At 39.7% G+C, this 21325-nt stretch carries 20 protein-coding genes and 7 tRNA genes; 18 read left to right on the plus strand and 9 right to left on the minus strand.

The window, feature by feature from the left end; all coding sequences use genetic code 11:
* Window positions 1-85: 85 nt before the first annotated feature.
* From H5161_RS15065 to H5161_RS15075, 3 genes are read left to right on the plus strand one after another with little or no spacing between them, the layout of a single operon-like run.
* On the plus strand, window positions 86-1813 hold the full coding sequence (locus tag H5161_RS15065) for an autotransporter assembly complex family protein (RefSeq protein ID WP_182712745.1): 1728 nt from the start codon (window positions 86-88) through the stop codon (window positions 1811-1813).
* Entirely contained in the window at window positions 1813-5502 is a 3690-nt protein-coding gene (locus H5161_RS15070; protein ID WP_182769590.1) for a translocation/assembly module TamB domain-containing protein, read from the plus strand. The genes H5161_RS15065 and H5161_RS15070 overlap by 1 nt, the downstream gene beginning before the upstream one ends.
* 32 nt (window positions 5503-5534) lie before the next feature.
* Window positions 5535-6440, plus strand: a complete 906-nt coding sequence (locus H5161_RS15075; protein ID WP_182769591.1) for a peptidylprolyl isomerase — start codon at window positions 5535-5537, stop codon at window positions 6438-6440.
* 204 nt (window positions 6441-6644) lie between these two features.
* Here the strand turns inward: H5161_RS15075 and queF are convergent, their stop codons facing one another.
* Window positions 6645-7490: an NADPH-dependent 7-cyano-7-deazaguanine reductase QueF gene (gene queF / locus H5161_RS15080; RefSeq protein ID WP_182769592.1), complete on the minus strand. Its 846-nt coding sequence runs from the start codon at window positions 7488-7490 to the stop codon at window positions 6645-6647.
* 59 nt (window positions 7491-7549) lie between these two features.
* Between queF and syd the strand changes: the two genes are divergently transcribed.
* Complete coding sequence (gene syd, locus H5161_RS15085) at window positions 7550-8089, plus strand: SecY-interacting protein (protein WP_182696501.1); 540 nt, start codon at window positions 7550-7552, stop codon at window positions 8087-8089.
* 66 nt (window positions 8090-8155) lie between these two features.
* On the opposite strand, the gene H5161_RS15090 is transcribed toward syd, so the two are convergent.
* From H5161_RS15090 to H5161_RS15100, 3 genes are all read right to left on the minus strand, one after another.
* Window positions 8156-8929 carry a Zn-ribbon-containing protein gene (locus tag H5161_RS15090; RefSeq protein WP_024599765.1) on the minus strand — a complete coding sequence of 258 codons (774 nt, stop codon included), beginning with the start codon at window positions 8927-8929 and terminating at the stop codon, window positions 8156-8158.
* Window positions 8930-8942: 13 nt separating this feature from the next.
* Entirely contained in the window at window positions 8943-9209 is a 267-nt protein-coding gene (locus tag H5161_RS15095) for a hypothetical protein (protein ID WP_007378199.1), read from the minus strand.
* Window positions 9210-9305: 96 nt separating this feature from the next.
* Window positions 9306-9542, minus strand: coding sequence for a DUF2789 domain-containing protein (locus tag H5161_RS15100; protein ID WP_002958240.1), 237 nt, complete (start codon window positions 9540-9542; stop codon window positions 9306-9308).
* Window positions 9543-9694: 152 nt separating this feature from the next.
* Between H5161_RS15100 and H5161_RS15105 the strand changes: the two genes are divergently transcribed.
* Complete coding sequence (locus H5161_RS15105) at window positions 9695-10348, plus strand: GNAT family N-acetyltransferase (protein ID WP_024597670.1); 654 nt, start codon at window positions 9695-9697, stop codon at window positions 10346-10348.
* A gap of 851 nt (window positions 10349-11199) precedes the next feature.
* On the opposite strand, the gene H5161_RS15110 is transcribed toward H5161_RS15105, so the two are convergent.
* Together H5161_RS15110 and H5161_RS15115 are read right to left on the minus strand one after the other, a co-directional pair.
* On the minus strand, window positions 11200-11499 hold the full coding sequence (locus tag H5161_RS15110) for a DUF3301 domain-containing protein (RefSeq protein WP_002963032.1): 300 nt from the start codon (window positions 11497-11499) through the stop codon (window positions 11200-11202).
* Window positions 11500-12528, minus strand: a complete 1029-nt coding sequence (locus H5161_RS15115) for a DUF3549 family protein (protein WP_182769593.1) — start codon at window positions 12526-12528, stop codon at window positions 11500-11502.
* Window positions 12529-12632: 104 nt separating this feature from the next.
* On the opposite strand from H5161_RS15115, the gene H5161_RS15120 reads away from it, so the two are divergent.
* The 3 genes from H5161_RS15120 to H5161_RS15130 are packed head-to-tail and all read left to right on the plus strand — an operon-like array spanning window position 12633 to window position 14159.
* Complete coding sequence (locus H5161_RS15120; RefSeq protein WP_182769594.1) at window positions 12633-12953, plus strand: YqcC family protein; 321 nt, start codon at window positions 12633-12635, stop codon at window positions 12951-12953.
* The gene (truC, locus tag H5161_RS15125; RefSeq protein WP_182769595.1) at window positions 12946-13710 is read left to right on the plus strand and encodes a tRNA pseudouridine(65) synthase TruC; all 765 of its coding nucleotides are present in this window, start codon (window positions 12946-12948) and stop codon (window positions 13708-13710) included. The genes H5161_RS15120 and truC overlap by 8 nt, the downstream gene beginning before the upstream one ends.
* Entirely contained in the window at window positions 13710-14159 is a 450-nt protein-coding gene (locus H5161_RS15130; RefSeq protein WP_182769596.1) for a flavodoxin, read from the plus strand. Before truC ends, H5161_RS15130 begins: the two co-directional genes overlap by 1 nt.
* 69 nt (window positions 14160-14228) lie before the next feature.
* Here the strand turns inward: H5161_RS15130 and H5161_RS15135 are convergent, their stop codons facing one another.
* Together H5161_RS15135 and gloB are read right to left on the minus strand one after the other, a co-directional pair.
* The gene (locus H5161_RS15135; RefSeq protein WP_182769597.1) at window positions 14229-15809 is read right to left on the minus strand and encodes a LysM peptidoglycan-binding domain-containing protein; all 1581 of its coding nucleotides are present in this window, start codon (window positions 15807-15809) and stop codon (window positions 14229-14231) included.
* A gap of 155 nt (window positions 15810-15964) precedes the next feature.
* Window positions 15965-16738 carry a hydroxyacylglutathione hydrolase gene (gene gloB / locus H5161_RS15140; protein ID WP_182712737.1) on the minus strand — a complete coding sequence of 258 codons (774 nt, stop codon included), beginning with the start codon at window positions 16736-16738 and terminating at the stop codon, window positions 15965-15967.
* Between the two features lie 53 nt (window positions 16739-16791).
* Here gloB and H5161_RS15145 point away from each other — a divergent pair, with 53 nt between their 5' ends.
* Window positions 16792-17577 (plus strand): class I SAM-dependent methyltransferase, encoded by a 786-nt coding sequence (locus H5161_RS15145; RefSeq protein WP_002963022.1) that lies wholly within the window; start codon window positions 16792-16794, stop codon window positions 17575-17577.
* A gap of 163 nt (window positions 17578-17740) precedes the next feature.
* Here the strand turns inward: H5161_RS15145 and rnhA are convergent, their stop codons facing one another.
* The gene (rnhA, locus tag H5161_RS15150) at window positions 17741-18205 is read right to left on the minus strand and encodes a ribonuclease HI (protein WP_002963021.1); all 465 of its coding nucleotides are present in this window, start codon (window positions 18203-18205) and stop codon (window positions 17741-17743) included.
* A gap of 68 nt (window positions 18206-18273) precedes the next feature.
* Here rnhA and dnaQ point away from each other — a divergent pair, with 68 nt between their 5' ends.
* The 9 genes from dnaQ to H5161_RS15195 all read left to right on the plus strand — a co-directional run bounded on the left by dnaQ (window position 18274) and on the right by H5161_RS15195 (window position 21231).
* Complete coding sequence (gene dnaQ, locus H5161_RS15155; protein WP_182694170.1) at window positions 18274-18987, plus strand: DNA polymerase III subunit epsilon; 714 nt, start codon at window positions 18274-18276, stop codon at window positions 18985-18987.
* Between the two features lie 9 nt (window positions 18988-18996).
* Window positions 18997-20367, plus strand: coding sequence for a TIGR03503 family protein (locus H5161_RS15160; RefSeq protein ID WP_182769598.1), 1371 nt, complete (start codon window positions 18997-18999; stop codon window positions 20365-20367).
* 97 nt (window positions 20368-20464) lie between these two features.
* A tRNA-Asp gene (locus tag H5161_RS15165) sits at window positions 20465-20541 on the plus strand.
* Window positions 20542-20568: 27 nt separating this feature from the next.
* Window positions 20569-20645 (plus strand) — tRNA-Asp (locus tag H5161_RS15170).
* 41 nt (window positions 20646-20686) lie between these two features.
* Window positions 20687-20763, plus strand: a tRNA-Asp gene (locus H5161_RS15175).
* A gap of 31 nt (window positions 20764-20794) precedes the next feature.
* Window positions 20795-20871 (plus strand) — tRNA-Asp (locus H5161_RS15180).
* Between the two features lie 38 nt (window positions 20872-20909).
* Window positions 20910-20986: transfer RNA gene (locus tag H5161_RS15185), tRNA-Asp, on the plus strand.
* 37 nt (window positions 20987-21023) lie between these two features.
* Window positions 21024-21100: transfer RNA gene (locus tag H5161_RS15190), tRNA-Asp, on the plus strand.
* 54 nt (window positions 21101-21154) lie between these two features.
* A tRNA-Asp gene (locus H5161_RS15195) sits at window positions 21155-21231 on the plus strand.
* Window positions 21232-21325: the final 94 nt, after the last annotated feature.

Here is a 21325-nt window from a genome sequence, read left to right on the forward strand (position 1 = left end):
AGTTAATGTGTTGCTCATTATGGCTATGCTAATATGCGCGTAATCAGCCAGTTTTATGTAAGATATTAAAAGTAAGGATATTTACTTGTTTATTAAGTTTTTACGTTGCATGTGTGTTGTGAGCGCTTTAATTGCGACAAGTAGCTATGCGGCAGAAAAAGTCATAGAAGATTACGAAATTAAAGGGTTAAGTGGCGATTTAGAAAATAACGTAGCCCTTTATCTCAAGCAATTAATTGGTGAAAAACCAACCCGTACACTTCGTCGTTATGCCCAAAAGCAAGTACAAAATAGTATTAAAGCACTTGGTTATTATAGCCCGACCGTCGAGGTTATTTATGATAAAGACAACAGCGAGCTAATTGTTAAAGTTGAGCGAGGTCCTGCAACACGCATAGAAGCAATTAATATTACGCTAAACGGCGATGGCCAAAATGATACTCAATTACAGGCATTAATTAAAAATACCAACTTAAAACAAGGTGATGTTTTAAATCATGGTAGATATGACTCTGCTCATAAAAAAATAGAATCTATGCTATTGGAGCTTGGCTATTTTGATGCAAAGTGGCCAGCGCGCAAATTAGAAGTGTCACTTAAGAAAAATAGTGCTGTTATTACTTTTGTAATTGATACTGGGGTTAGATACCAGTTTGGTGATATAAAAATAGCTAGTAATACGCCTGCTGAAAAATACATACGCTCGCTTGCGCCTTTTACTCAGGGTCAACCTTATAAATCAACACATATTGCTGACTATAATTTGGATTTATCAAGCACCCCTTATTTTGCAAGCGTGCGCGTTTACGCCGATATTGCTGCGCGTAAAAATAGCCAAGTACCTATTAAGGTAGATGTGTTGCACAAGCCTGCAAATAGCTATGAAATTGGCGGCGGTTTTAGTACTGACTTAGGGCCCAAAGTGCGTTTTAAATGGAGTAAACCGTGGATCACAGAAGACGGCCATTATCTCGAAACTAATTTAAATGTGGCGCAAAAGCAGCAAGATATTTCCATGGCTTATACCATTCCAGTTGATGATCCGAATGATGATTTATGGCGTTTTTCTGCTGGATATAAATTAGAGGATGAACTAACAAACGATACCTACAGTGAAATACTCACGGGGCAAATTCAGCGCCAATGGTTAACCGAAAATAAGTGGGTGCGTACTGCATTTTTACGCCGCGACCAAGAAACCTACCGCATCGGTGATGAAGAGGAAGAAAGCACCGAAATGTTAATGCCGGGCATTAGCTACGCCCGCAAAAAATCAAAAGGCGGCACGACTCCATACTGGGGAGAGCAGTGGCTTATATCTGCTGAGTTTGGTTTAGATGATGTGCTTTCGAGTACTAATCTGATTAGGGTGCAAATGCAACATGCGTGGTTACGTACATACTTAGATAAGCATTTAGTGTTTTTAAAAGCAAATGTTGGTGCAATGCTTGTTGATGATATTGAAAACGTACCTTACTCACTGCGCTTTTATGCAGGTGGCGATCAAAGTGTTCGTGGTTTTGCGTATCAATCAATATCGCCAGAAAATGATGATGGCGACCTCATTGGTGGTAAATACTTACTAACCAGTACAATAGAGTACAACTATCAGTTTGCTCAAAACTGGCGCGCAGCTTTATTTGTTGACGGTGGTACTGCAACGAATGATTTTTCTGATGATTTTGAAGTAGGCGCTGGTTTTGGTTTTCGCTATTTAACACCCGTTGGCCCAGTGCGTATAGACCACGCTTGGGGATTAACAAAAGAAAGTAAAAGCACACGTTTAAGTATTACCATAGGGCCAGAAATTTAATGTCAGTATTAAAAAAGATAACAGCCGCCGTAAGTGCTATTTTTGTCACGTTAGTTGTTGCACTATTTTGTTTGTTATTTACCGCACCCGGTAATCAATTTATTGCTTATAGTGCAAACAAAGCGGTAGATGGACTACATATCGTAATTAAAGATGGCCGTTTTATTTATAATGATGCCTTTAATGTGCGCTTTACTAGCAACGGATTGGATTTTAATGCACAACAATTGAAAATTGATTTGTTTTGGTGGCAGTGCGATGGAATTTGTATAGATAACTTAAGTGCTAAATCTATAAATTTAACATTACCAAAAACTGCAGAGTCACAAGAAGAAGCCGCTGCAGAGCCGCTTGAAAAAATCAGCTTACCTTTTAATATTGCTGTAAAAAACATTGCGATCAATAAATTTACTCTAGAGCACCCAAGTGCAAACGTAAGCGTTAATCACTTTAAACTCTCAGCAAAAGCAGAGGGTTCAAAGCTGACGGTTAAAAGCCTGAATATTCCCACCATACTTGTTGCTTTAAAAGAGCAAGAACAAGATGCGAAAACACAAACGGCGCAAAATACTCAAGCGCCTTTGACGCACCTACCCGCATTACCTAATATAGAATTTACTTCGCCACTTGACTTAGTTGTTGAAGACTTTGAAATAGCTAACATTACGATTGAGCAAAACGAAGCCCAACATGTTATTGAAAAGATCTCGCTGCAATTAAGTGTGGAAGATGCGGTTATTAATTTAGAGTCATTCTCAGCAAAGTATGAACAGTGGCAGCTTAATACGCATCTTAACGCTGAGCTTGCAGGAAATTTGCCCATAAAAGGGAATGTTGTTTTACAAAGTGATGAGCACCAAGCCAATTTGCAGTTGAATGGTGACTTATCAAATCTAAACTTAAATTTAGAAACGCAGGGGCAATATCCACTTAGTTTAACGGCAACGGCAAATTTAAAGCAAAAAAACTATCCGTTTGAGTTAAATGGCAAAATTAAACAGTGGCTTATTGATGCACAAAGTAATGAGCTTAAAGTGCGAAATGTAAGCCTCAATGCACAAGGTAATGCCGACGATTACCAGCTTAGCCTGCAGGGGAATAGCCAATTAGGCGCGTACCCAGCTGTTGACTTAAATACCCAATTAAAAGGCAGTCTCACCAAAGCAACTTTACAAGCGCTAAGCATTAAAGCGAACGAAAGCAGTGCAACTATAAAAGCCAATGTTGATTGGCAAAAAGGCATACAGGCTAACTTTAATGGCACGCTTGCTAACTTAAAAGCGCAGTACTTAACTGATGCCGCTACCAGTGATATTTCAGGACAGTTTAAAGGCTCGTTTAATGCAGCTGACGACAAGTGGCAGCTACAAATGAATAATACAAAGTTAAACGGATTACTTAACGACGTGCCACTAGAATTTGCTTCAAACTTTAAGCTCGACAACACGTTAAAAGCTAATATTGATAGTTTTTATTTAAGTAGTGGCACCAATAAATTAGCACTAAGCGGGCAAGTTGATGATACTTGGCAGGTTGATGGCAAAGTAACGCTTAAAAGTGATGAAAAAGCTAATATTCCATTTACTGCCGATGGCAACGCAAATTTAAAAGTAAGGGGGGAAAGGTTAACGCCCTCTGTTGATTTAGCGCTAATACTCGATCGCTTTATTTTTGATGAAATAAACATTAATAAATTATCAGTAAAAGGGCAGTTAGATACCGCAGCCGATTGGCAAACCGATGTTTCGGTAAGTGTTGGTTCGGCGCTTGTAGCCGAACAGCAAATTAATAGCGTTAAAATTGATATTAGCGGCGACAAAACAGATCACCAACTTACGGCATCTGTAGATGCTGAGCAAGGCAGTGTAGAGTTTGAAGTTAATGGCAAAATTAATAATACCACTTGGAATGGCGAGCTTAGTAATGTAACGCTCAGCGATAAAAAGCTTAGTTTTAGTAATACTAAAAATATTGCCATTATGGTTAATACGCAAAGTGGCGACTTTGATGTAAGTGCACATTGTTGGGCATCTGAGCAAAGTAAATTGTGCATAGACACCTTAGCCCAATCAAAAAACCTCGGTCAGCTAAATGCTAAACTAAGCAACTTAGCACTTGAGGAGCTTAAGCACTTTTTACCTAATAGCATTCGTACTCGCGGTAATATAGCGGGCGATGTAGCACTTAATTGGCAAAGCGGTGCGCTTAAAACATTACGCGCAAATATCGATTCTAGCGACTTAGAAGCGGTGCTTACCTCGGAAGAAGATCGTTTTAAATTACCAATCGAAACTCTAACTGTTAGTGCATTTTCGGACTCTCAAGTTGGCAAGCTTGAAGCTAATTTAGAATCAAGTGTGCTTGGTAAAATAAACACACAAATTGATATTGACGACATACAAAATACGCAAGCGCTTAACGGCACTATTAATATTGATAAAATACTCCTTTCAGACTTACAACCATTTCTTGAAACCCTTGAGCAGTTAAAAGGTGATATTAGTGGAAAAGTCGCATTAGCAGGTACGTTAAAAGATCCATTATTAAATGGCGAACTTAATGTGAGCGATATTAGTTTAGAGGGCGAGCAATTACCTATAGCGCTGCAAAAATCAAATATAAACGTATTGTTTGATAAAACAACAGCCACAATAAAAGGCAACTTAAACGACAACCAGGGCGGTAAAATAAATCTCACCGGTGACGTTGATTGGCAAGGTGCGCAACCAGCTGTAAATGTGGCGGTAGTTGGCGAGCAGTTTTATGTACGTGCGCAGCAAGGGGTTACTTTTAAAGTATCGCCGGATTTAAAAATAGGCTTGGCAAATAATGCACTCAAGCTTGCTGGTGAGGTAGTTGTGCCTTACGGTCGTATAATGATTGAAGAGCTTCCTGAGGGCGCAGTGCAAGTTAGCGATGATGAAATTATTGTTGATCAAAAAACCGAGGCCACAGAAACAGTTCCATTTGATTACGACATAGATTTAAAAGTGATTGTCAAAAACGATGTAAAAGTAGAATCGTTTGGCTTGGAATCAAAAGTTGCGGGTGATTTAGCGATAAAAATGAGTCAAGGAGCACCAATTATAGCCACAGGTGAGCTTAACTTAATTGAAGGTACTTACTTAGCCTTTGGGCAAGATTTAATAATCAGCACCGGGCAAGTCGGTTTTAGCGGTTCAATTGAACAACCATTTTTAAATATTAAAGCAATACGTAACCCCGATACGACTGCAAATGGTGTCATTGCAGGGGTTACGCTTACGGGTAATGTTGAACAACCAACGCTCAAAATATTTTCTGAGCCTGCGATGGATCAAGCACAAGCACTTGCATATTTACTTAATGGCCAACCTTTAGGTGATGGAGAAAGTTCGTCAAGCGATGCTATGCTTACACAGTTATTACTCTCTCAAGGGGTTAGCCGCAGCGAAGGGGTTGTTTCTAAGGTAGGTGAAACCTTTGGGCTGTCAGATGTAAGTTTAAGCTCATCAGGTAGTGGTGATAGCACCAAAGTAGAAATATCTGGTTACGTAGCACCCAGCTTACAAGTTAAATATAGCGTGGGTGTATTTGATTCGCTCAGTGAAGTGGCTGTGCGTTATCAGTTACTTTCACAGTTATACATAGAAATAACGAGCGGCCTATATCAAAATGTTGATGTGCTATATAAGTTTGATTGGGAATAACCAAAGCTATAATAATTATAAGGATATAAGCGATGAAAAAAATTATATTGCCAGCTCTGCTTAGTGTTTTATTGAGCGGTTGTGCTCAACAACTAGGTGATGATGTTGCTAAACAAGAGCTACCTTTATTGAGCGCGAGTGAGGTAATTGCTAGTGCAACAGATAATGACTGGCGAGTAGTGGATGCTCAAAATATTTTAAAGGTAACGCTGCCAACGGGCGATGCGTACATTGAGCTCAATGAACAACTTGCCCCAAAGCACGTTCAAAATATTAAAAAGTTAGCGCGAGAAGGGTTTTATAAAAATACCAGCGTTTATCGGTTTGTTGAAGGTTTTGTAGCGCAAGGCGGGGACAGCTCGGGTAAAAAGTTAATTAAAACGGCAGATAAAACAGTCCCTGCTGAGTTTTATTTAACAACAAACAAACCACTTTTAATTACTGAGCTAAATGGCGACGGATATGCACCAGTTACTGGCTTTTTAAACGGTTTTGCAGTAGCTCAAAACTCAGCACATACGCAAACATGGCAAGTGCATTGTAGTGGCGTGTTTGCCATGGCGCGCGACAACGATATAAATAGTGCGAGTACGGAGTTTTTTGTAACAATAGGGCAAGGCCCGCGCTACCTTGATAAAAATATTACGGTGTTTGGTCGAGTGCTCGAAGGTATAGAGCATTTTAACCGTTTAGCGCGTACACCAACTGAAGGAAAAGCATTTAACCCAATTACCAATATACAAGTACTTGGTGATGTACAAAGTGATAAAAGTATATTTAAAGTGATGAAAACAAACTCATCGGTGTTTAAAAACTTGATCAGTGCTCGTAAAAACCGTATTGAACCATGGTTTGTTAAAGCACATAATTACGTTGATGTGTGTGGTATGCCTATACCCACTAAGCGCGAAGTTATACCAATTCCAATAAATAGCTGATCTATTTTACTTGCTAAAACAACCCATTTCTTTGTTGTAAATTTCGCAAAGGGAACAACCATTTACATCAATTTACGCCTAGAACTGAATTATTTTTTCTGCGTAAAATTTAGATCACATACTTAATGGAATTGGTATTAATTAAAGAATGAAAAAAGGAGCCTTGGCTCCTTTTTTTATACTCATATTCCAGTTTAAAATAACCTACTGACGATTAATTTTAACTGCAAATGGCGTATCGTTATAATGTGTAGAGCGATACGGGTTTATATCAAGCCCGCCGCGACGAGTATAACGCGCGTAAACTTCTAACTCTTTAATATTAAGTTGTGTTGTTAAATCGCTATAAATACGCTCAACACACTGCTCATGAAATTCGTTATGTGTTCTGAATGAAATTAAATAACGCAATAACGACTCACGGCATATTTGCTCGCCTGTGTATCTTATGATCACACTTGCCCAGTCAGGCTGGGAGGTAATTAAACAGTTCGACTTAAGTAAGTGGCTATAGAGCGTTTCAGTAACTACTTCATCACTTTTTGCTTTAAGTGAATTTGCATCAATATCGTAATTATTAATTTCAATATCTAAGTCATCAATACATTCACCTGGCAGCGCCGTACACGGTAAGCAATTGTAATCGTCAGGATTGTATAAAGTCACTTTGACAGGGCTGTTAACCGCGTTTGATAAATCATCAATTAAGTGCTGTTTTACTATATCAATGCTTTCAAATAGGGTTTGGTTAAAGCTATTTAAATAAAGTTTAAACGACTTTGACTCAATAATATGGCTGCTTTGGCACTCAAAGGTAAATAAGGCCACGGCAACTTGGGGTTTACCTTTAATGTTTAACCATGAAAGCTCGTAACCTGTCCAAATGTCTTGGCCTTTAAATGGCAGCTCTGCTTCGTCAATATTTAAAGCATCACGATTTAATTTGCGCGCAATAGGGAAAAGCAAGCTTGGCGTGTACACATCTACATACTCAGTAGATTGGCCTAATACGCTACCTTTAAGGTCTGGAGAATTGCTGTAATCTGTCATGTTTGCTCTTAAATAGTTACAATAGGGACATTATATCTAATTTAAATGAGTTTCACAGTATGTCTGTTGCATTGCTTATAGAACAACTTCATCAAACATTTAGCGAAAATACCCTTAAAAACACTACAAAGTACCCACTTATTGCGCACGACGAGCAATGGCCAAGCCCATGTGAAGTTGGTGAGGTTGACGAGCAAGGAAACATTCAATGGCAGGGGGCGCGTCAGCAACCTGCAGGTTCGCTTAATGATTTAGCCAGTGCACTAGAACTTGAGTTTCCAAAAGCGCTTAGCGAGCTATACGGACATATGTACGGTGGAAGTATTTTAGCAAGTATTGATGGGCATCAGGTTGAATTACTACAAGCATGGAACGAAGAAGACTTTAATTTGCTACAGCAAAATATAACGGGCCACGTTTTAATGAAACGCAAGCTTAAGCAGCCAGAAACAGTATTTATTGGTTTAACAGATCAAGATGATTTACTAGTGAGTGTTTTGGTGCACACTGGTGAAGTATGTTTAGAGCATGTTGGCAAAAACACACACCATGTACTTGCTCCCAACATTAATGCTTTTTTAAAGGCATTAGAGGTTTAGAGTCTATTCAACAATCAGCTTGGTGCAGTTAGCACCAAGCTATTGTTGCTCATTAATTTAGTGTAACTACTGAAAATCCCACGATATATTAGACACTAAGCCACAGGGCTCACACCTAAAGTCGAATAACCCAAACCACGATTCAGGTAATTTCCAATCGCCATTACAACTAGGGCATTTTCGTTCAAGTTCAGACGCTTTATCTACGCCGCCTACACGGTATAAATAATAATAGGTTGGCTTTTTAGTTAAAAAACTAATTCGCTTTGTTATGTCTTTTCCGCGTCTATATAAGTCGCTTTTAATACTCGATATTTCTTCAAGCGCCGGAAATTCACAACGGGTTGCGCCGTTAATTTGAATTTGATCGCAGGCTTGCCAATCTTCTTGCCATTTTATAAGCGTTTTATAGTCACCATTAGCAATTGCCGGAATACGAAATAGCGGCACAGGCAAAAAGTCATCACCACAATAAAGCGGGCTGCACGTATGCACATAGGTTGTATATAAAATATAACTTGATGGTTCTTTGCAGCAATCAGCGCCGTTGGAGTGAATATCTTGTCCGATCACTTTTACTTTTGGCGCAAGTAGCCCAGCACTATGTAACTTTTCGATACTGTGCTTAACAAACGGGCTGTTATTTAGCGGGTGCATTGCATCTTCGGTCGGGCACATAACGCGTGTAATAAAAAATCCATCTTTTAAAACGGTTGGAAATTCTTCTCCCATTATTTGACCATTAAAACGCAGTGCATTTACTAAGCGATTTATTGCTTGTTCGGCTTGTTCTAGGGTGGTGTCTTGGTAGCAATCAAAAGTTAAATCAACAACGAACATTTATAGTCTCAAATTATTTTTGTTCTAGCAGCGCAAGAAGTTTATCGAGTTTTTGCTCAATTCTATCTAATTGACTTGTTTTAAGCTCAGTATTATCTGACTGCTGTGGGTTTCTCATGAAGTTATTAATTGAATCAGGATTGTTTTTATATTGGCTTACTGCTGCAATAATCATCGGCATTGGAACCGGTTGCGCCAAACGGCTTTTAGTTAGTGCTACAGTAGGGGTTTTACCTTCATCGAGAAGGGCTTTGATTGCATCAAATACAACTGAATTCATTAGATATATAACTCTTTAATAAAATAAATACGCAGCATATAAATGCTGCGCAGATGCTATGTTAGCAATAAATAAGGGAGGGTACATTAAATAAAATTACTTACTTTGACGAATGCGTACATCTAACTCGTCAATTACTTCACTCCAATCTCCGTCTTGTGCAAGGGATTCAGCTAAAAAGTGCTGTTGTGCCTCATCCCAAAAAGAAGCTTCTTGGAGTAGTGTTGTGTCTTCTAATTCATGTGAGGCAATAAATGCATCTATTTGCTCATCACTATTTGGTAATCCAAGCTGTGCAAAAAGTGTGTTAATGTCGTGTTTTGTCGTATCCATGATATTGCTCCTTTAAATGAATGAAAATTCATACTAGTACCTAACTGTACCTCCTGCTAGTTAAACTCTCGCTGAATTTACGGTTAATAATTTTAGGTATATAGTTAGGTTTAAAGTTAAACAGCCTATAGCTAAATAATAAAGGAAATACAATGAGTGTAACCACACCAGCTGATACGTTCAGCGTACAGTATTTAGCTGCAGAAGATATTAGTACTGCAGCGAGCCTAATTTATCAGGCTTATCATGACGATCCTGTATTACTAAACATGCTTAGCTACAATGACGAAAATAAATCAGTTTACGAAAAAAAATTACGATCATTAATTCGCGAAGAACTCAGTAGTTTTTGGCAAGAAAAACAGCCATTAATTGGTTTATACCGCAACGATAAATTAAAAGCAGTAGCGTGTGTATTTGAATCTAATAGCCAATTACAAGCGCAGCGTTATTGGCACTGGCGTTTAAAATTAATGCTGAGTGCGGGCTACTTACAAACAAATCAATTAATAGATAAAGAACAAACAATTAGAGACGCCCTTAAACAAAAAGGCAATTACTATTTTTTAGCTTTTATTGCCGTAGATCCGCATTTTCATGGACAAGGCTTTGGTCGTTACTTACTACGCGGGCTTGATGACTTGGTTAAATGTAACGCTGAGTCAACAGGGATGGCTGTATTTGTAACACGTAAGGAGCACATTGAATTTTTTAAAACTGAAAAGTTTGAAGCATTTAAACACCTTACTTTTAATCAAGTAGAGGGCGAGTTACTGTTTAAATCAATAATTGAGCCAACTATTTAAAATTATAATGTAAGCCAATGCGCCCAAACGGACATAAGACCGTGAGATATATCTCACATCATCGTAAGCATTGTCACTTAAAGGCTACTAATAAGTAGCCTTTTTTGTTCTAAGTTATTGTTCTGCAGTGTTTATTTTGTTTTTTCATTTTTGTGACGTTTATTTATTTAGTGTTAAGTCCTATTTCACCCCCCTGATTGCTTTAAACTTCTCTTTGTCAAGACGACATAGCTCAATGATTGAGTTACTGCCAAGGATAAGGAATAGGCAACATAGCAGACGCTAGCAGGAAGCATAAAGGACAAGCTAAAACGGATACAAGGAAGAATAAGGAAGTGCATGAAGCACTTAGTAGCTAGGAGTTACTTTAGGATAATCACGGATGACGCTACAGGAAGTAGCAGGAGCGTTAGTTTACGCAGGACTGCCAAGATGGCAAGTGGACATTGCAGGATGCAAAAAGTGGCAGGAGCTACTTTAAAGGATAACCAGGGATGATGCTACGGGACGTAGCCAAACGATAGATTTCGTGGGTTTGCCAAGATGGCTATGGACATTGCAGGATGCAAAAAGTGGCAGGAGCTACTTAAAAGGATTACCAAGGATGATGCTGCGGATGTAGCCAAACGATAGATTTCGTGGGTTTGCCAAGGTGGCCATGGATATTGCAGGATGCAATGTGAGGGTAAACAAGGTTGTTTACTCGTTCAGGGGATGATAATACGGATTTAAGATAATGGATATCTAGCAGGATGCAGTCCAATTGGGGCGTAACTTTAGTTACGCCTTAGTTTTTTGTGTTGAATTAAATTTATTAATTTAAGACACATACTCTTAAAGTACATTAAGTTTTATATTTTATGCGGTGGAACAACCACACTTTTCAAAAACTCATTTTCCATAATTAACACACCTTGATAAGCATTTTCACCATCGCTTGAAAATTCAAATATAAATTCACTTTTAATGCCTGGCTTGCCGTTCTTTAAAAAACCAAAGCGGCGTTTTGTGCATGCAACACTCATCAACTGCACCTGCAGTTGCTCACTTTGACGTTTAGCATGAACGTTCGCCGCTTCAGCAACCTTTCGGTTAAGCCAAAATAAGTAAATTACACTACCAATAAGTATGAACGTCCATAAACTTGCCATTTAAGAGAATAACCTTCCAATTGCACGCGCGAGGGTTTCGCTACGATTTTCTTTACGTAATAAGCCTAATAAATGCGGGCGAATAGTTGGTATTGCAACTAAGTCAGCAAAAATACTTGGAAACAATTCTTCAATTTTTTGATGATGCGCGCAATTATCCATAAATACATGTAAGCGTTCAGGGTTTTCTAATTGTTTAAAACACCGCCCAGCGATTGTTAGTAACACGTCAGAGTCGTGCTTCACTGGTGAGCTTAGTACAGTATCAACTAATTGAGCGCATAACCCTTGAGCTTGACCTTTTGAAGCTGATCTTAGTGCTGCGGTTATAGCTAATGTATCGTTATTACTAATTGCGGTCTGTGTGTAATCAACAAGTAACTCACTCATTGATGTTGGTATTTCAACGTGTTCAAGCATGGCACTGAGTGGTTGTAGTACTTCAATAGGTAAATACGCCCATGCTTTTTGCAGATTACTTAAGTTTGTATCACTGTCTAAGCGTAGTGCAAAATCGGCAATACCCTGTAGTGCAACACTTTGCCAATTATCAAAACCAATTTTACCGCTAAAGTACAATTGTGCATGCTCGTAATACTGCGATGCAGGCTGTTTTAATAGTACTTTTACTTGGGCGTTAAATGCCGCTAATTTATTTGCGTTTGGTGTAAAAACATAAGGGTTATTATCAAGCTTTCCATCGGCTTGCTCGCCTGTAATTTCAGTGCCTAGCGCTTGAATAACCATATCAGCAAAGTGATCCCGACTAGCACTTACCAGCATACTTTGCTCATCAAGGGGGAATTTTAAAAACCATACATACGGTTCTTTACTGGCTTTAGTATCCCAAAATTGAATAGCGAGCCATGCATGACCAGCAAGTGGATAAGGGTAAGGCACTTGAGCTTGTTCAATAGCTAAAAATTGTTTTTTATCAAGCTTAGTAATGTGCCTGCCAATATCAAAAGCACGCCACTGAGTACCCGCACCATCTAAAAGCTGACCTAATGTAGCTATTTGATCACTCATTGTTTTCTCAACTGTTTTTACTGCAAAATTACATTAATTATACGTCATAGCCGCTTGTGAGGGAACAGGGTATAATTGCATTACATATATAAAAGAGGGTGGTTATGTACCAGCAAACCCAAACTTATTTAGTGCAGCTAACGGCACTTTTACAAAAACACGCGCTTTGGCAAAGTGAGCCAATAGACGCTGAGGCACTGCTTTCAAATACTCCTTTTTGTCACGATACAATGGCATTTGAGCAGTGGTTACAATTTGTATTTATTGAAAAAATACAGCAATTAATAACACATAGGCAACCACTGCCGCGTAACTTTGCTATTGCCCCTATGGCGCAAATGACACTTGTGTATAAAGCCGGAAGCGATGAAATTATTGAATTACTAACAGCCCTTGATACCTTTTTAGGAGAACCAAATGAGTGAGCGTCCAGCGCCTATTGAATATGGCGAGCTGACTATTTTGTATCAAGATGAAAACTATGTGGCTATAAATAAGCCTTCAGGTTTATTAGTGCATCGCTCGTTTTTAGATAAACACGAAACCCAGTTTGCTATGCAAATGTTGCGCGACCAGCTAGGGCAACATGTATTTCCAGTACATAGGCTCGATAGACCTACGTCGGGCGTATTACTGTTTGCATTGAGCTCTGAAGCAGCTCGCGATATGAACCAGCTATTTATTGAAGGTACTATTGCTAAGCGCTATTTGGCTTTAGTACGCGGTTTTGCGCCAGAGTCAGTATTTTTAGATAAACCGCTTAAAGAAGAACTTGATAAAATAGCCGATAAGTTTGCAGATCAAGATAAAGCACCGCAAGAAGCGCAAACCCAGTTTAATTGCTTGCACCAAGCTGCATTGCCTATTCCTATAGGTAAGTATCCAACAGTGCGTTACTCGTTAGTTGAGTGTTTTCCAAAAACCGGGCGAAAGCATCAAATTCGCAGACACTTAAAGCACTTATCACTGCCTATCATTGGTGATGTAAATCATGGTGATAACCAGCATAATCAATTTTTTAGAGTGCATTTTGAGCTAAGACGCTTAATGTTATTTGCAACAGAGCTTAGTTTTGTGCACCCTTATAGTAATGAATCAATAACAATTAAAGCGCCACTAGGTGAAGACATGCTTGAAATATGTAAGCAGCTAGGTTGGCCAGAGCAAGAAAAGGATTATTAATGTCACATATTAGTATTTTTGTAGGCAGCGTTAATGGCGGTGCAGAGCGTTTAAGCGATGAAGTTGCAGCCACAATAGAGCAAGCGGGTCATACTGCTACAGTAATTACAGAAGCATCGCTTGATGATATAAAAAATGCATCGCATATTTTAATTGTTACCTCCACAACAGGCCAAGGTGATGTACCGAGTAATTTGGCCGGATTGTACTTTGCAATGAATAGCACTTTCCCAATGCTTACCGATAAACCGTTTGGTGTAATTGCAATGGGTGACAGATGTTACGGCGATACATTTTGTGGCGCAGGGCGAAGCTTTGACGAGCTACTTCGTGATTTACAAGCAAAGCCTGTGGGCAACCGCCTAGAAATAGATGCATGTGAAGATTTTGAACCGTGGCCGGTAACCGAGCCTTGGTTAAAAGTATGGCTAGAAAAACTACCTGCTTAATCCTTTAATTTTAAAGTATTAAAAAAGGAGCGCATGCGCTCCTTTTTACTTTTAATATAGTTTTATAAATTAACTACTTCTGACATCTACTTTAAGTTTTAGCTTTTGGCCAGGTTGTAAGTATTTTTGACCGGCTAAATTATTCCACTTAATAATTTCGTTAACGCTTAGATTAAACTTAGACGCAATACGTGCAAGTGAGTCACCACGGCGTACTTTGTATGTAATAGTACGGTTGGTACTTGCCGTTGCTTGTGGTTTATTAGCTGACTTATACACAGTAAGTTTTTGATTTAGGCGCAGTACAGAGTTTTTCTTTAGCTTATTCCATTTAGTCAACTCATCCATAGTTACGTCATATTCGCGGCTAATGTCCCATAACGTGTCGCCACTTTTAACTGTGTGCGAAAGCTTTGTGCGAGTTGCTTTATTAGCAGCTAAGCGCATCTGCTTTGGTAAATGTTCGCTATTTATAGCGCCATCAGTAAGCGGGACTAATAATTCTTGGCCTACTTTAATCGTATTTGATTTGAGTTTATTAAGCGATCGGATTGCACTTGAGCTCGTTGTAAACTTTTTGGCAATTACTGATAAGCTGTCGCCTCGAGCCACAATATAACGTTGCCAGCGTAATCTGTTTTTAACATCAGTGTTTGCTAGTTTTTGGCTAAATTGCTCTGCTTTATCTACTGGCAGTAATAAAGAATGTGGGCCATTAGGATCAGTTGCCCAGCGGTTAAAACCAGGGTTTAATCTGTATAGCTCAGTAAGCGTCATATCGGCCATATCAGCAGCAAGTGCTAAATCTATTTGCGAGCCAACATCAACCACTTCAACCACTTGTGCATTAATTACTGGTTGCCATGTAACGTTAAAATCATCTGAGCGTTTTAATAAATCGGCAAGTGCTAATAACTTTGGTACGTAGGCTGTTGTTTCGCTAGGTAAATCAAGAGACCAAAAATCGGTAGGTAAATGCTTTTTACGATTCTTTTTAATCGCGCGCATTAAACGCCCTTCACCTGAGTTGTAAGCAGCAATCGCATTTAGCCAATCGCCTTCAAGTGTTTTATGTAAATACGATAAGTAGTCAAGTGCTGCGCGAGTCGATTGCACTATGTCGCGACGACCGTCGTACCACCAGTTTTGTTTTAAATCGAATCGCTCACCGGTTGCAGGCATAAACTGCCAAATGCCCGATGCGCTGCGATTAGAATAACCAAATGGGTCAAATGCGCTTTCTACAATAGGCAGTAGTGCAATTTCGATTGGCATTTCGCGCTTTTCTACTTCTTCAACAATAAAGTGTAAGTAAGGTTCTGCACGTTTAGAAATACGATCTAAATAGGCTTGGTGGCGAGCGTAATAGTTACGTTCAGTAACAACAGGGCGGTTTTGCGGTATTTCGATAGAAAGTTGGTAGCGAATTCGCTCCCACACATCATCAAACACGGGCGCTTCTTGCTCATCAGAGTCAACTTGCTGATATTGTGCGTTTACCATCAATGCATTGTTAATGTCGTTAGGACTTGCGCCTTCGAGTTGTTGGTTTGCTTGCGTGGCAACTTGAGAGTCTGACTCTAATGTTGTCACAGTTTGACAACCACTTAGCGCTAACGCCAAGGCTACTAATAGGGGAGATTTATTCATAAATACCAATACATCGGGTAAAAAACTCGGCGAATACTACCTGTTATGAGTTAACATTGCCACTTAATGACTTTTTAAAACGCAGAAATAGAATCATCACTATATCTTAAGTTAATGATTCTAATGAAATAAATATTAAAGTATTAGTTTTTGCATTAAAAATTGTCTTTGAACTGTCTCAGACTCGCAAAGTTTCCCCAAGGTTCATTGTTTTTTGTAACCGAGATAAATTTCTCTGGCACTAACTCTATAATGGTTGGCAAATCGCTACGCATAAATGGATTTATTTTTAGCTCCTGTCCAATAGAGGTCGGTAGAGAAATTTGATTATTACTGCGTAATTCATCTACTTTTTTACTGTACTCAAGGAGTTCTGGATTGCGTGGTTCAACTGCTTTGGCAAAGGCAAGATTAGCTTGCGTGTATTCGTGCGTGCAATAAACAACACAGCTTGCAGGCAGCTCTCTTAGTTTATTAAAAGATTTCCACATTTGCTCTGGCGTGCCTTCAAATAAGCGCCCACATCCGCCGCTAAATAATGTATCGCCTGTAAAAGCAAGTTCATCATTTGTGTAACAAATATGATCAAGCGTATGCCCAGGAGTTGCTAAAATAGTAAAGTTAATATTAAGCACACTGATGCTTTGTCCATCAGTGAGTGCGTGAGTGACGCCTTTAAATGGACTATTTGCAGGGCCATAAACCGATATATCTGGATAGGCGTCAACTAATTCAGCTACGCCATCAGTGTGGTCGTAGTGATGATGCGTAATTAAAATGCCACCAAGCGTTAGTTTGTGCTCAGCTAAGTACGTTAATACGGGATGTGCTTGGCCTGGATCGACTACCCATGCTTGGTTACTGTTATCGGTAGTTAAACACCAAATGTAATTATCAGAAAAGGCTTTAATTGCTTTGACTTGCACCATGGTAAATTGCTCTATAAAGTGACACTTATCGCATAGTATAACGAGCTCAAAAAATGAAACCAGCCCTTAGTTTTCAAGAAGGACCCAAACCACTGTCGTGGCAGCAGTTTCCTCATGGGGATTATTTACGCACAGATATTGAACGTAAAATGGAGCAATGGCTTCCGCGTATGTTTGGCTATCATATGCTTAAGTTGGGTAATTTAAGTGGCGAATTAAACACAAGTATAAGTACGATTAAACACCAAGTGTGTGTGGCAGAGCCTGGGCCTTACACTGGGGTAGTTGCTGACATAGATGAATTGCCATTTTACGAGCACAGTATTGATGCTTGTATACTAAGCCACTGCTTAGAGTATCATTCAGACCCACATCACATTTTACGAGAAGCACATCGCACGCTTATTCCGGGCGGTTATATACTAGTGACTGGTTTTAATCCGTTTAGTTTGTGTGGGCTTGCACAAATGCTGCCTTTTAGTGGTCAGAAGTTACCATGGACGGGGCGCTTTTTTACCCCTGCGAGGGTTAAAGATTGGCTAAATTTATTGGGTTTTGAAATTGTAAGTGACGAACGTTTTATTTATTCATCACTGGCAAGAGGTAACAGGTTATCAAGATTTGAGTTTTGGCGGACTTTTGCAAAACAGTATTTAAAACCAATGGGCAGTGTTTATATGCTGGTGGCACGAAAGAGAGTTGCGCCACTTACGCCGATAAAACCTAAGTGGCATGCTAGGCCGCAGTTTGCACCAGTAAAAGGGGCAGGGCTTAGACAAACGTCAAAGCAACACTTTAAATCGTGCGAGCAAAAAAATAATACCAATTGCATTAAATAAGTGATCTATCATAGCGCTAAGAAAATAGCACATTAACAAGGCGAAAATTGTGACATATAGTTGTTCTATATGAATAATTTTTAACGCAGTTAGTGAGTTATTTAATGCGATAAAATGAACATGTTTTTAATAAAATTGGTATAACAACTAGCTTAGAATAAATTTAAGGCTGGTAGCCTACATCTTCTAGTAAATCTTTACTGCCAGCGGCATCGCGCGCTAAATCGTCAACTATTTCGTTGTATTTATTGCCGCTATGCCCTTTAACCCACTTCCAAGTTACATTGTGCTCGCTACAGGCTTTATCTAAGCGTTTCCATAAATCGACGTTTTTAACCGGCTTTTTAGCTGATGTTAACCAGCCACGTTTTTTCCAGTTAGTGATCCACGATTCAATGCCTTGCTTAACATATTGGCTATCGGTTGTTAGGTTTACATCGCATTCTCGAGTGAGTGATTCTAGGGCAACAATAGCCGCGAGCATTTCCATTCGGTTATTTGTTGTGAGTTTATAACCTTGGCTCATTTCTTTTTCGTGGCCGTTATAAATCATAAAAATACCATAACCGCCGGGGCCTGGATTACCTAAACATGAGCCGTCGGTGTAAATCTCTACGGTTTTTTGCACTGTTTTACCTTGATCTTATGTACAATAAAGTGATTATAGAAAGATACCAGAATCAGGCTAAATTCGATATGGCACGTAGACAAATAGTTTTAGATACAGAAACCACCGGCATCGACCCTAAACAAGGGCACCGTATTATAGAAATTGGTTGTGTGGAGTTAGTAAATCGCCGTTTAACAGGCAATAACTTTCACGTTTATATAAACCCACAACGCCCAAGCGAAGAAGAAGCAATCGACGTTCACGGTATCACTAACGAATTTTTACGTGATAAACCGTTATTTCATCAAATTGCCCAAGAGTTTTTCGACTATATTGAAGGGGCAGAGTTAGTTATTCATAACGCGCCGTTCGATATTGGCCATATGGATAATGAATTTGCACTACTTAATCAGGGCTATCCTAAAACAGAGACTTTTTGTCAAGTTCTCGACACGCTTAAAATGGCGCGTGACTTGCATCCAGGTCAAAAGAACAATCTTGATGCATTATGTCGTCGTTACGATGTAGATAACGCAAAGCGAACACTTCACGGCGCGCTACTGGATTCTGAAATTTTAGCCGATGTTTACCTTGCCATGACGGGTGGTCAAACAAAGCTGAATTTGAATCAAAACAAAGATGACGGCAGCGAGCAACAGAAAGGCGGTATAAAGCGTTTAAATAGCGATAGAGCCCCATTAGTTGTATTGCGAGCAAGCGACGCTGAGCAAAGCGCACACGAAGCACGATTAGATCTTGTAAACAAAGAAGGCGGCCAATGTATATGGCGCGCAGAATAAGGCGATTTAATGAAAACGATGTATTTTGTAACAGCGTTATGTGCCGCTAGTTTATTTACTGGCAATGCATATGGCGTAAAACAAGTAGAAGTGCTCAAGCGCGATGGGCATCAAAATGAGATCCCTTTACTTGATAATCGTTTTCGCATAGATAGCAAAATAGATGAAATAACACTGCTGTTTTTTAGAAAATCAGGTGCACCTGCTGTTATTTTAGTGCGGCCCGATGGCAGTAAGTACTTTGCTACTGACTCAGTTAAAAACCCTAACTTAGATTGGTTTGACGAACTCACCTACGATTTAGTTACCATAAAAAAACCTATGGCGGGTCCTTGGCAAGTAATAGGCAGTATTTTACCCGACAGCAGAATAGTTGTATTAGGCGAAATATCTCTTGAGGCAGAGCCTCTTCCTTCAATGTTGTTTAGGGGGGAGACAATAAAAATCACCGGGAAAATACTAAACGACGGTGAGCCAATTAACACAAACCTATTTAGGGATGTTGTGAGCCTTAATGTTGACTTTGTAAGTACCAACAATGAAAACTTTGCTAACTTTGGCGCAGGCATTCAAGAAGTAGCGGAATTTAAAGACGATGGACGTGGATTTGATGAGCGTCCTAAAGATGGTGTGTTTACCGGCGAGTTTACTTTAGATTTTCCTGCGGGTGAATGGACACCAGAGCTTTACGTGGCAACACCTCTGCTGCAGCGCCGCATTGTGCAAAATACAATAGAAGTGCACGAGCCACCTTTTATAACCGATGTCGCGTTAGCAGAACAAGACACAGACGAGCATCTGTTAACTATAAATATAGACCCAAGTATTGTTAAGCCAGAGACAGTCATCATCCAGGGAAAAATCTACTATCCCAATAACGAAGAGCAAATGTTTACCATAGATGCTGCAGCTAAAGACTCACGTCAGCTTAGTGTTAAAAATTATGATTGGGGTAGATATAGTGTTGAACTGTCTGTTTTTGGCACTAATATTAATGGCCGTGAATTTATGGCAACGCTACCAACGTATAAATTTGAGATAGAACGACCCATAGAAGCGGTGCCCGAAATTGATTCGGCAACAATTATTACGCCAGATAAAATGATTGAGAGTGAGCCTGTTGAAGAAAAAATGGCCACATCGGCAATTATTAGTTTAATTGTAGGCTGCAATACGCTCATTTTATTACTCGGTTGGTTGTTAATTCGTATATTTGTTCAGAAAAAATCGATTAAATTTAAAGTGAAGCTGCCTTTTTTAAAGAAAAAGAAAACAAGTGAAGGTGGTGTTGCCGACACAGAAAAAAATCAAGTCGGTAAAAATGGCTCAAAAAATGACAGATCAGGTGAAATTTTAAACCTTTCGATGACAGATGACTAAAAAACCTATAAAAAAACAAAAAAGCCCTTGACGAAATAGGGGTTGGTTCGTATTATTCACGCCGCTGTCAGGGAGACCTAAACAGCAACGAAAATATGGAGTGGTAGTTCAGTTGGTTAGAATACCGGCCTGTCACGCCGGGGGTCGCGGGTTCGAGTCCCGTCCACTCCGCCATTTTCGTAAAACTTGTAAGTAAAAGCTGGAGTGGTAGTTCAGTTGGTTAGAATACCGGCCTGTCACGCCGGTGGTCGCGGGTTCGAGTCCCGTCCACTCCGCCAACACTTACACAACGTATGGTTGTAAAACATATTCTTATTATGGAGTGGTAGTTCAGTTGGTTAGAATACCGGCCTGTCACGCCGGGGGTCGCGGGTTCGAGTCCCGTCCACTCCGCCAATAAGAAAAAATAACAGTTTAAATACGCGCTGGAGTGGTAGTTCAGTTGGTTAGAATACCGGCCTGTCACGCCGGGGGTCGCGGGTTCGAGTCCCGTCCACTCCGCCAACTATTTAAACAATGTTATATTACAAAATTTGTATGCTGGAGTGGTAGTTCAGTTGGTTAGAATACCGGCCTGTCACGCCGGGGGTCGCGGGTTCGAGTCCCGTCCACTCCGCCAACAAATTAAGTAATAACAAGTATAATGATATCTCTGCGGAGTGGTAGTTCAGTTGGTTAGAATACCGGCCTGTCACGCCGGGGGTCGCGGGTTCGAGTCCCGTCCACTCCGCCATTTGATATCATGATTAAAATTTGTAAGTGCATTACCCCATGCACATACCACTGCGGAGTGGTAGTTCAGTTGGTTAGAATACCGGCCTGTCACGCCGGGGGTCGCGGGTTCGAGTCCCGTCCACTCCGCCACTTGTTATTTCCTCAATAACAAGTTTAAAAATCCTTGATTAAATGATTTAGTAAAACATTCTTTGGCTATCAGCTATCAGCTATCAGCTATCAG

It is taken from the genome of Pseudoalteromonas sp. SG43-5, from assembly GCF_014164345.1.
Classification (GTDB): domain Bacteria; phylum Pseudomonadota; class Gammaproteobacteria; order Enterobacterales; family Alteromonadaceae; genus Pseudoalteromonas; species Pseudoalteromonas distincta.

Excerpts from the sequence above, each read along its gene's own strand:
- H5161_RS15110 (WP_002963032.1), bottom strand. The coding sequence starts at position 11,499 with ATGGCAAGTTTATGGACGTTCATACTTATTGGTAGTGTAATTTACTTA.
- H5161_RS15075 (WP_182769591.1), top strand. The coding sequence starts at position 5,535 with ATGAAAAAAATTATATTGCCAGCTCTGCTTAGTGTTTTATTGAGCGGT.
- H5161_RS15120 (WP_182769594.1), top strand. The coding sequence starts at position 12,633 with ATGTACCAGCAAACCCAAACTTATTTAGTGCAGCTAACGGCACTTTTA.
- H5161_RS15090 (WP_024599765.1), bottom strand. The coding sequence starts at position 8,929 with ATGTTCGTTGTTGATTTAACTTTTGATTGCTACCAAGACACCACCCTA.
- H5161_RS15115 (WP_182769593.1), bottom strand. The coding sequence starts at position 12,528 with ATGAGTGATCAAATAGCTACATTAGGTCAGCTTTTAGATGGTGCGGGT.
- H5161_RS15145 (WP_002963022.1), top strand. The coding sequence starts at position 16,792 with ATGAAACCAGCCCTTAGTTTTCAAGAAGGACCCAAACCACTGTCGTGG.
- syd (WP_182696501.1), top strand. The coding sequence starts at position 7,550 with ATGTCTGTTGCATTGCTTATAGAACAACTTCATCAAACATTTAGCGAA.
- H5161_RS15105 (WP_024597670.1), top strand. The coding sequence starts at position 9,695 with ATGAGTGTAACCACACCAGCTGATACGTTCAGCGTACAGTATTTAGCT.
- dnaQ (WP_182694170.1), top strand. The coding sequence starts at position 18,274 with ATGGCACGTAGACAAATAGTTTTAGATACAGAAACCACCGGCATCGAC.
- queF (WP_182769592.1), bottom strand. The coding sequence starts at position 7,490 with ATGACAGATTACAGCAATTCTCCAGACCTTAAAGGTAGCGTATTAGGC.
- H5161_RS15095 (WP_007378199.1), bottom strand. The coding sequence starts at position 9,209 with ATGAATTCAGTTGTATTTGATGCAATCAAAGCCCTTCTCGATGAAGGT.
- H5161_RS15160 (WP_182769598.1), top strand. The coding sequence starts at position 18,997 with ATGAAAACGATGTATTTTGTAACAGCGTTATGTGCCGCTAGTTTATTT.
- H5161_RS15100 (WP_002958240.1), bottom strand. The coding sequence starts at position 9,542 with ATGGATACGACAAAACACGACATTAACACACTTTTTGCACAGCTTGGA.
- truC (WP_182769595.1), top strand. The coding sequence starts at position 12,946 with ATGAGTGAGCGTCCAGCGCCTATTGAATATGGCGAGCTGACTATTTTG.
- H5161_RS15130 (WP_182769596.1), top strand. The coding sequence starts at position 13,710 with ATGTCACATATTAGTATTTTTGTAGGCAGCGTTAATGGCGGTGCAGAG.
- H5161_RS15070 (WP_182769590.1), top strand. The coding sequence starts at position 1,813 with ATGTCAGTATTAAAAAAGATAACAGCCGCCGTAAGTGCTATTTTTGTC.
- gloB (WP_182712737.1), bottom strand. The coding sequence starts at position 16,738 with ATGGTGCAAGTCAAAGCAATTAAAGCCTTTTCTGATAATTACATTTGG.
- H5161_RS15135 (WP_182769597.1), bottom strand. The coding sequence starts at position 15,809 with ATGAATAAATCTCCCCTATTAGTAGCCTTGGCGTTAGCGCTAAGTGGT.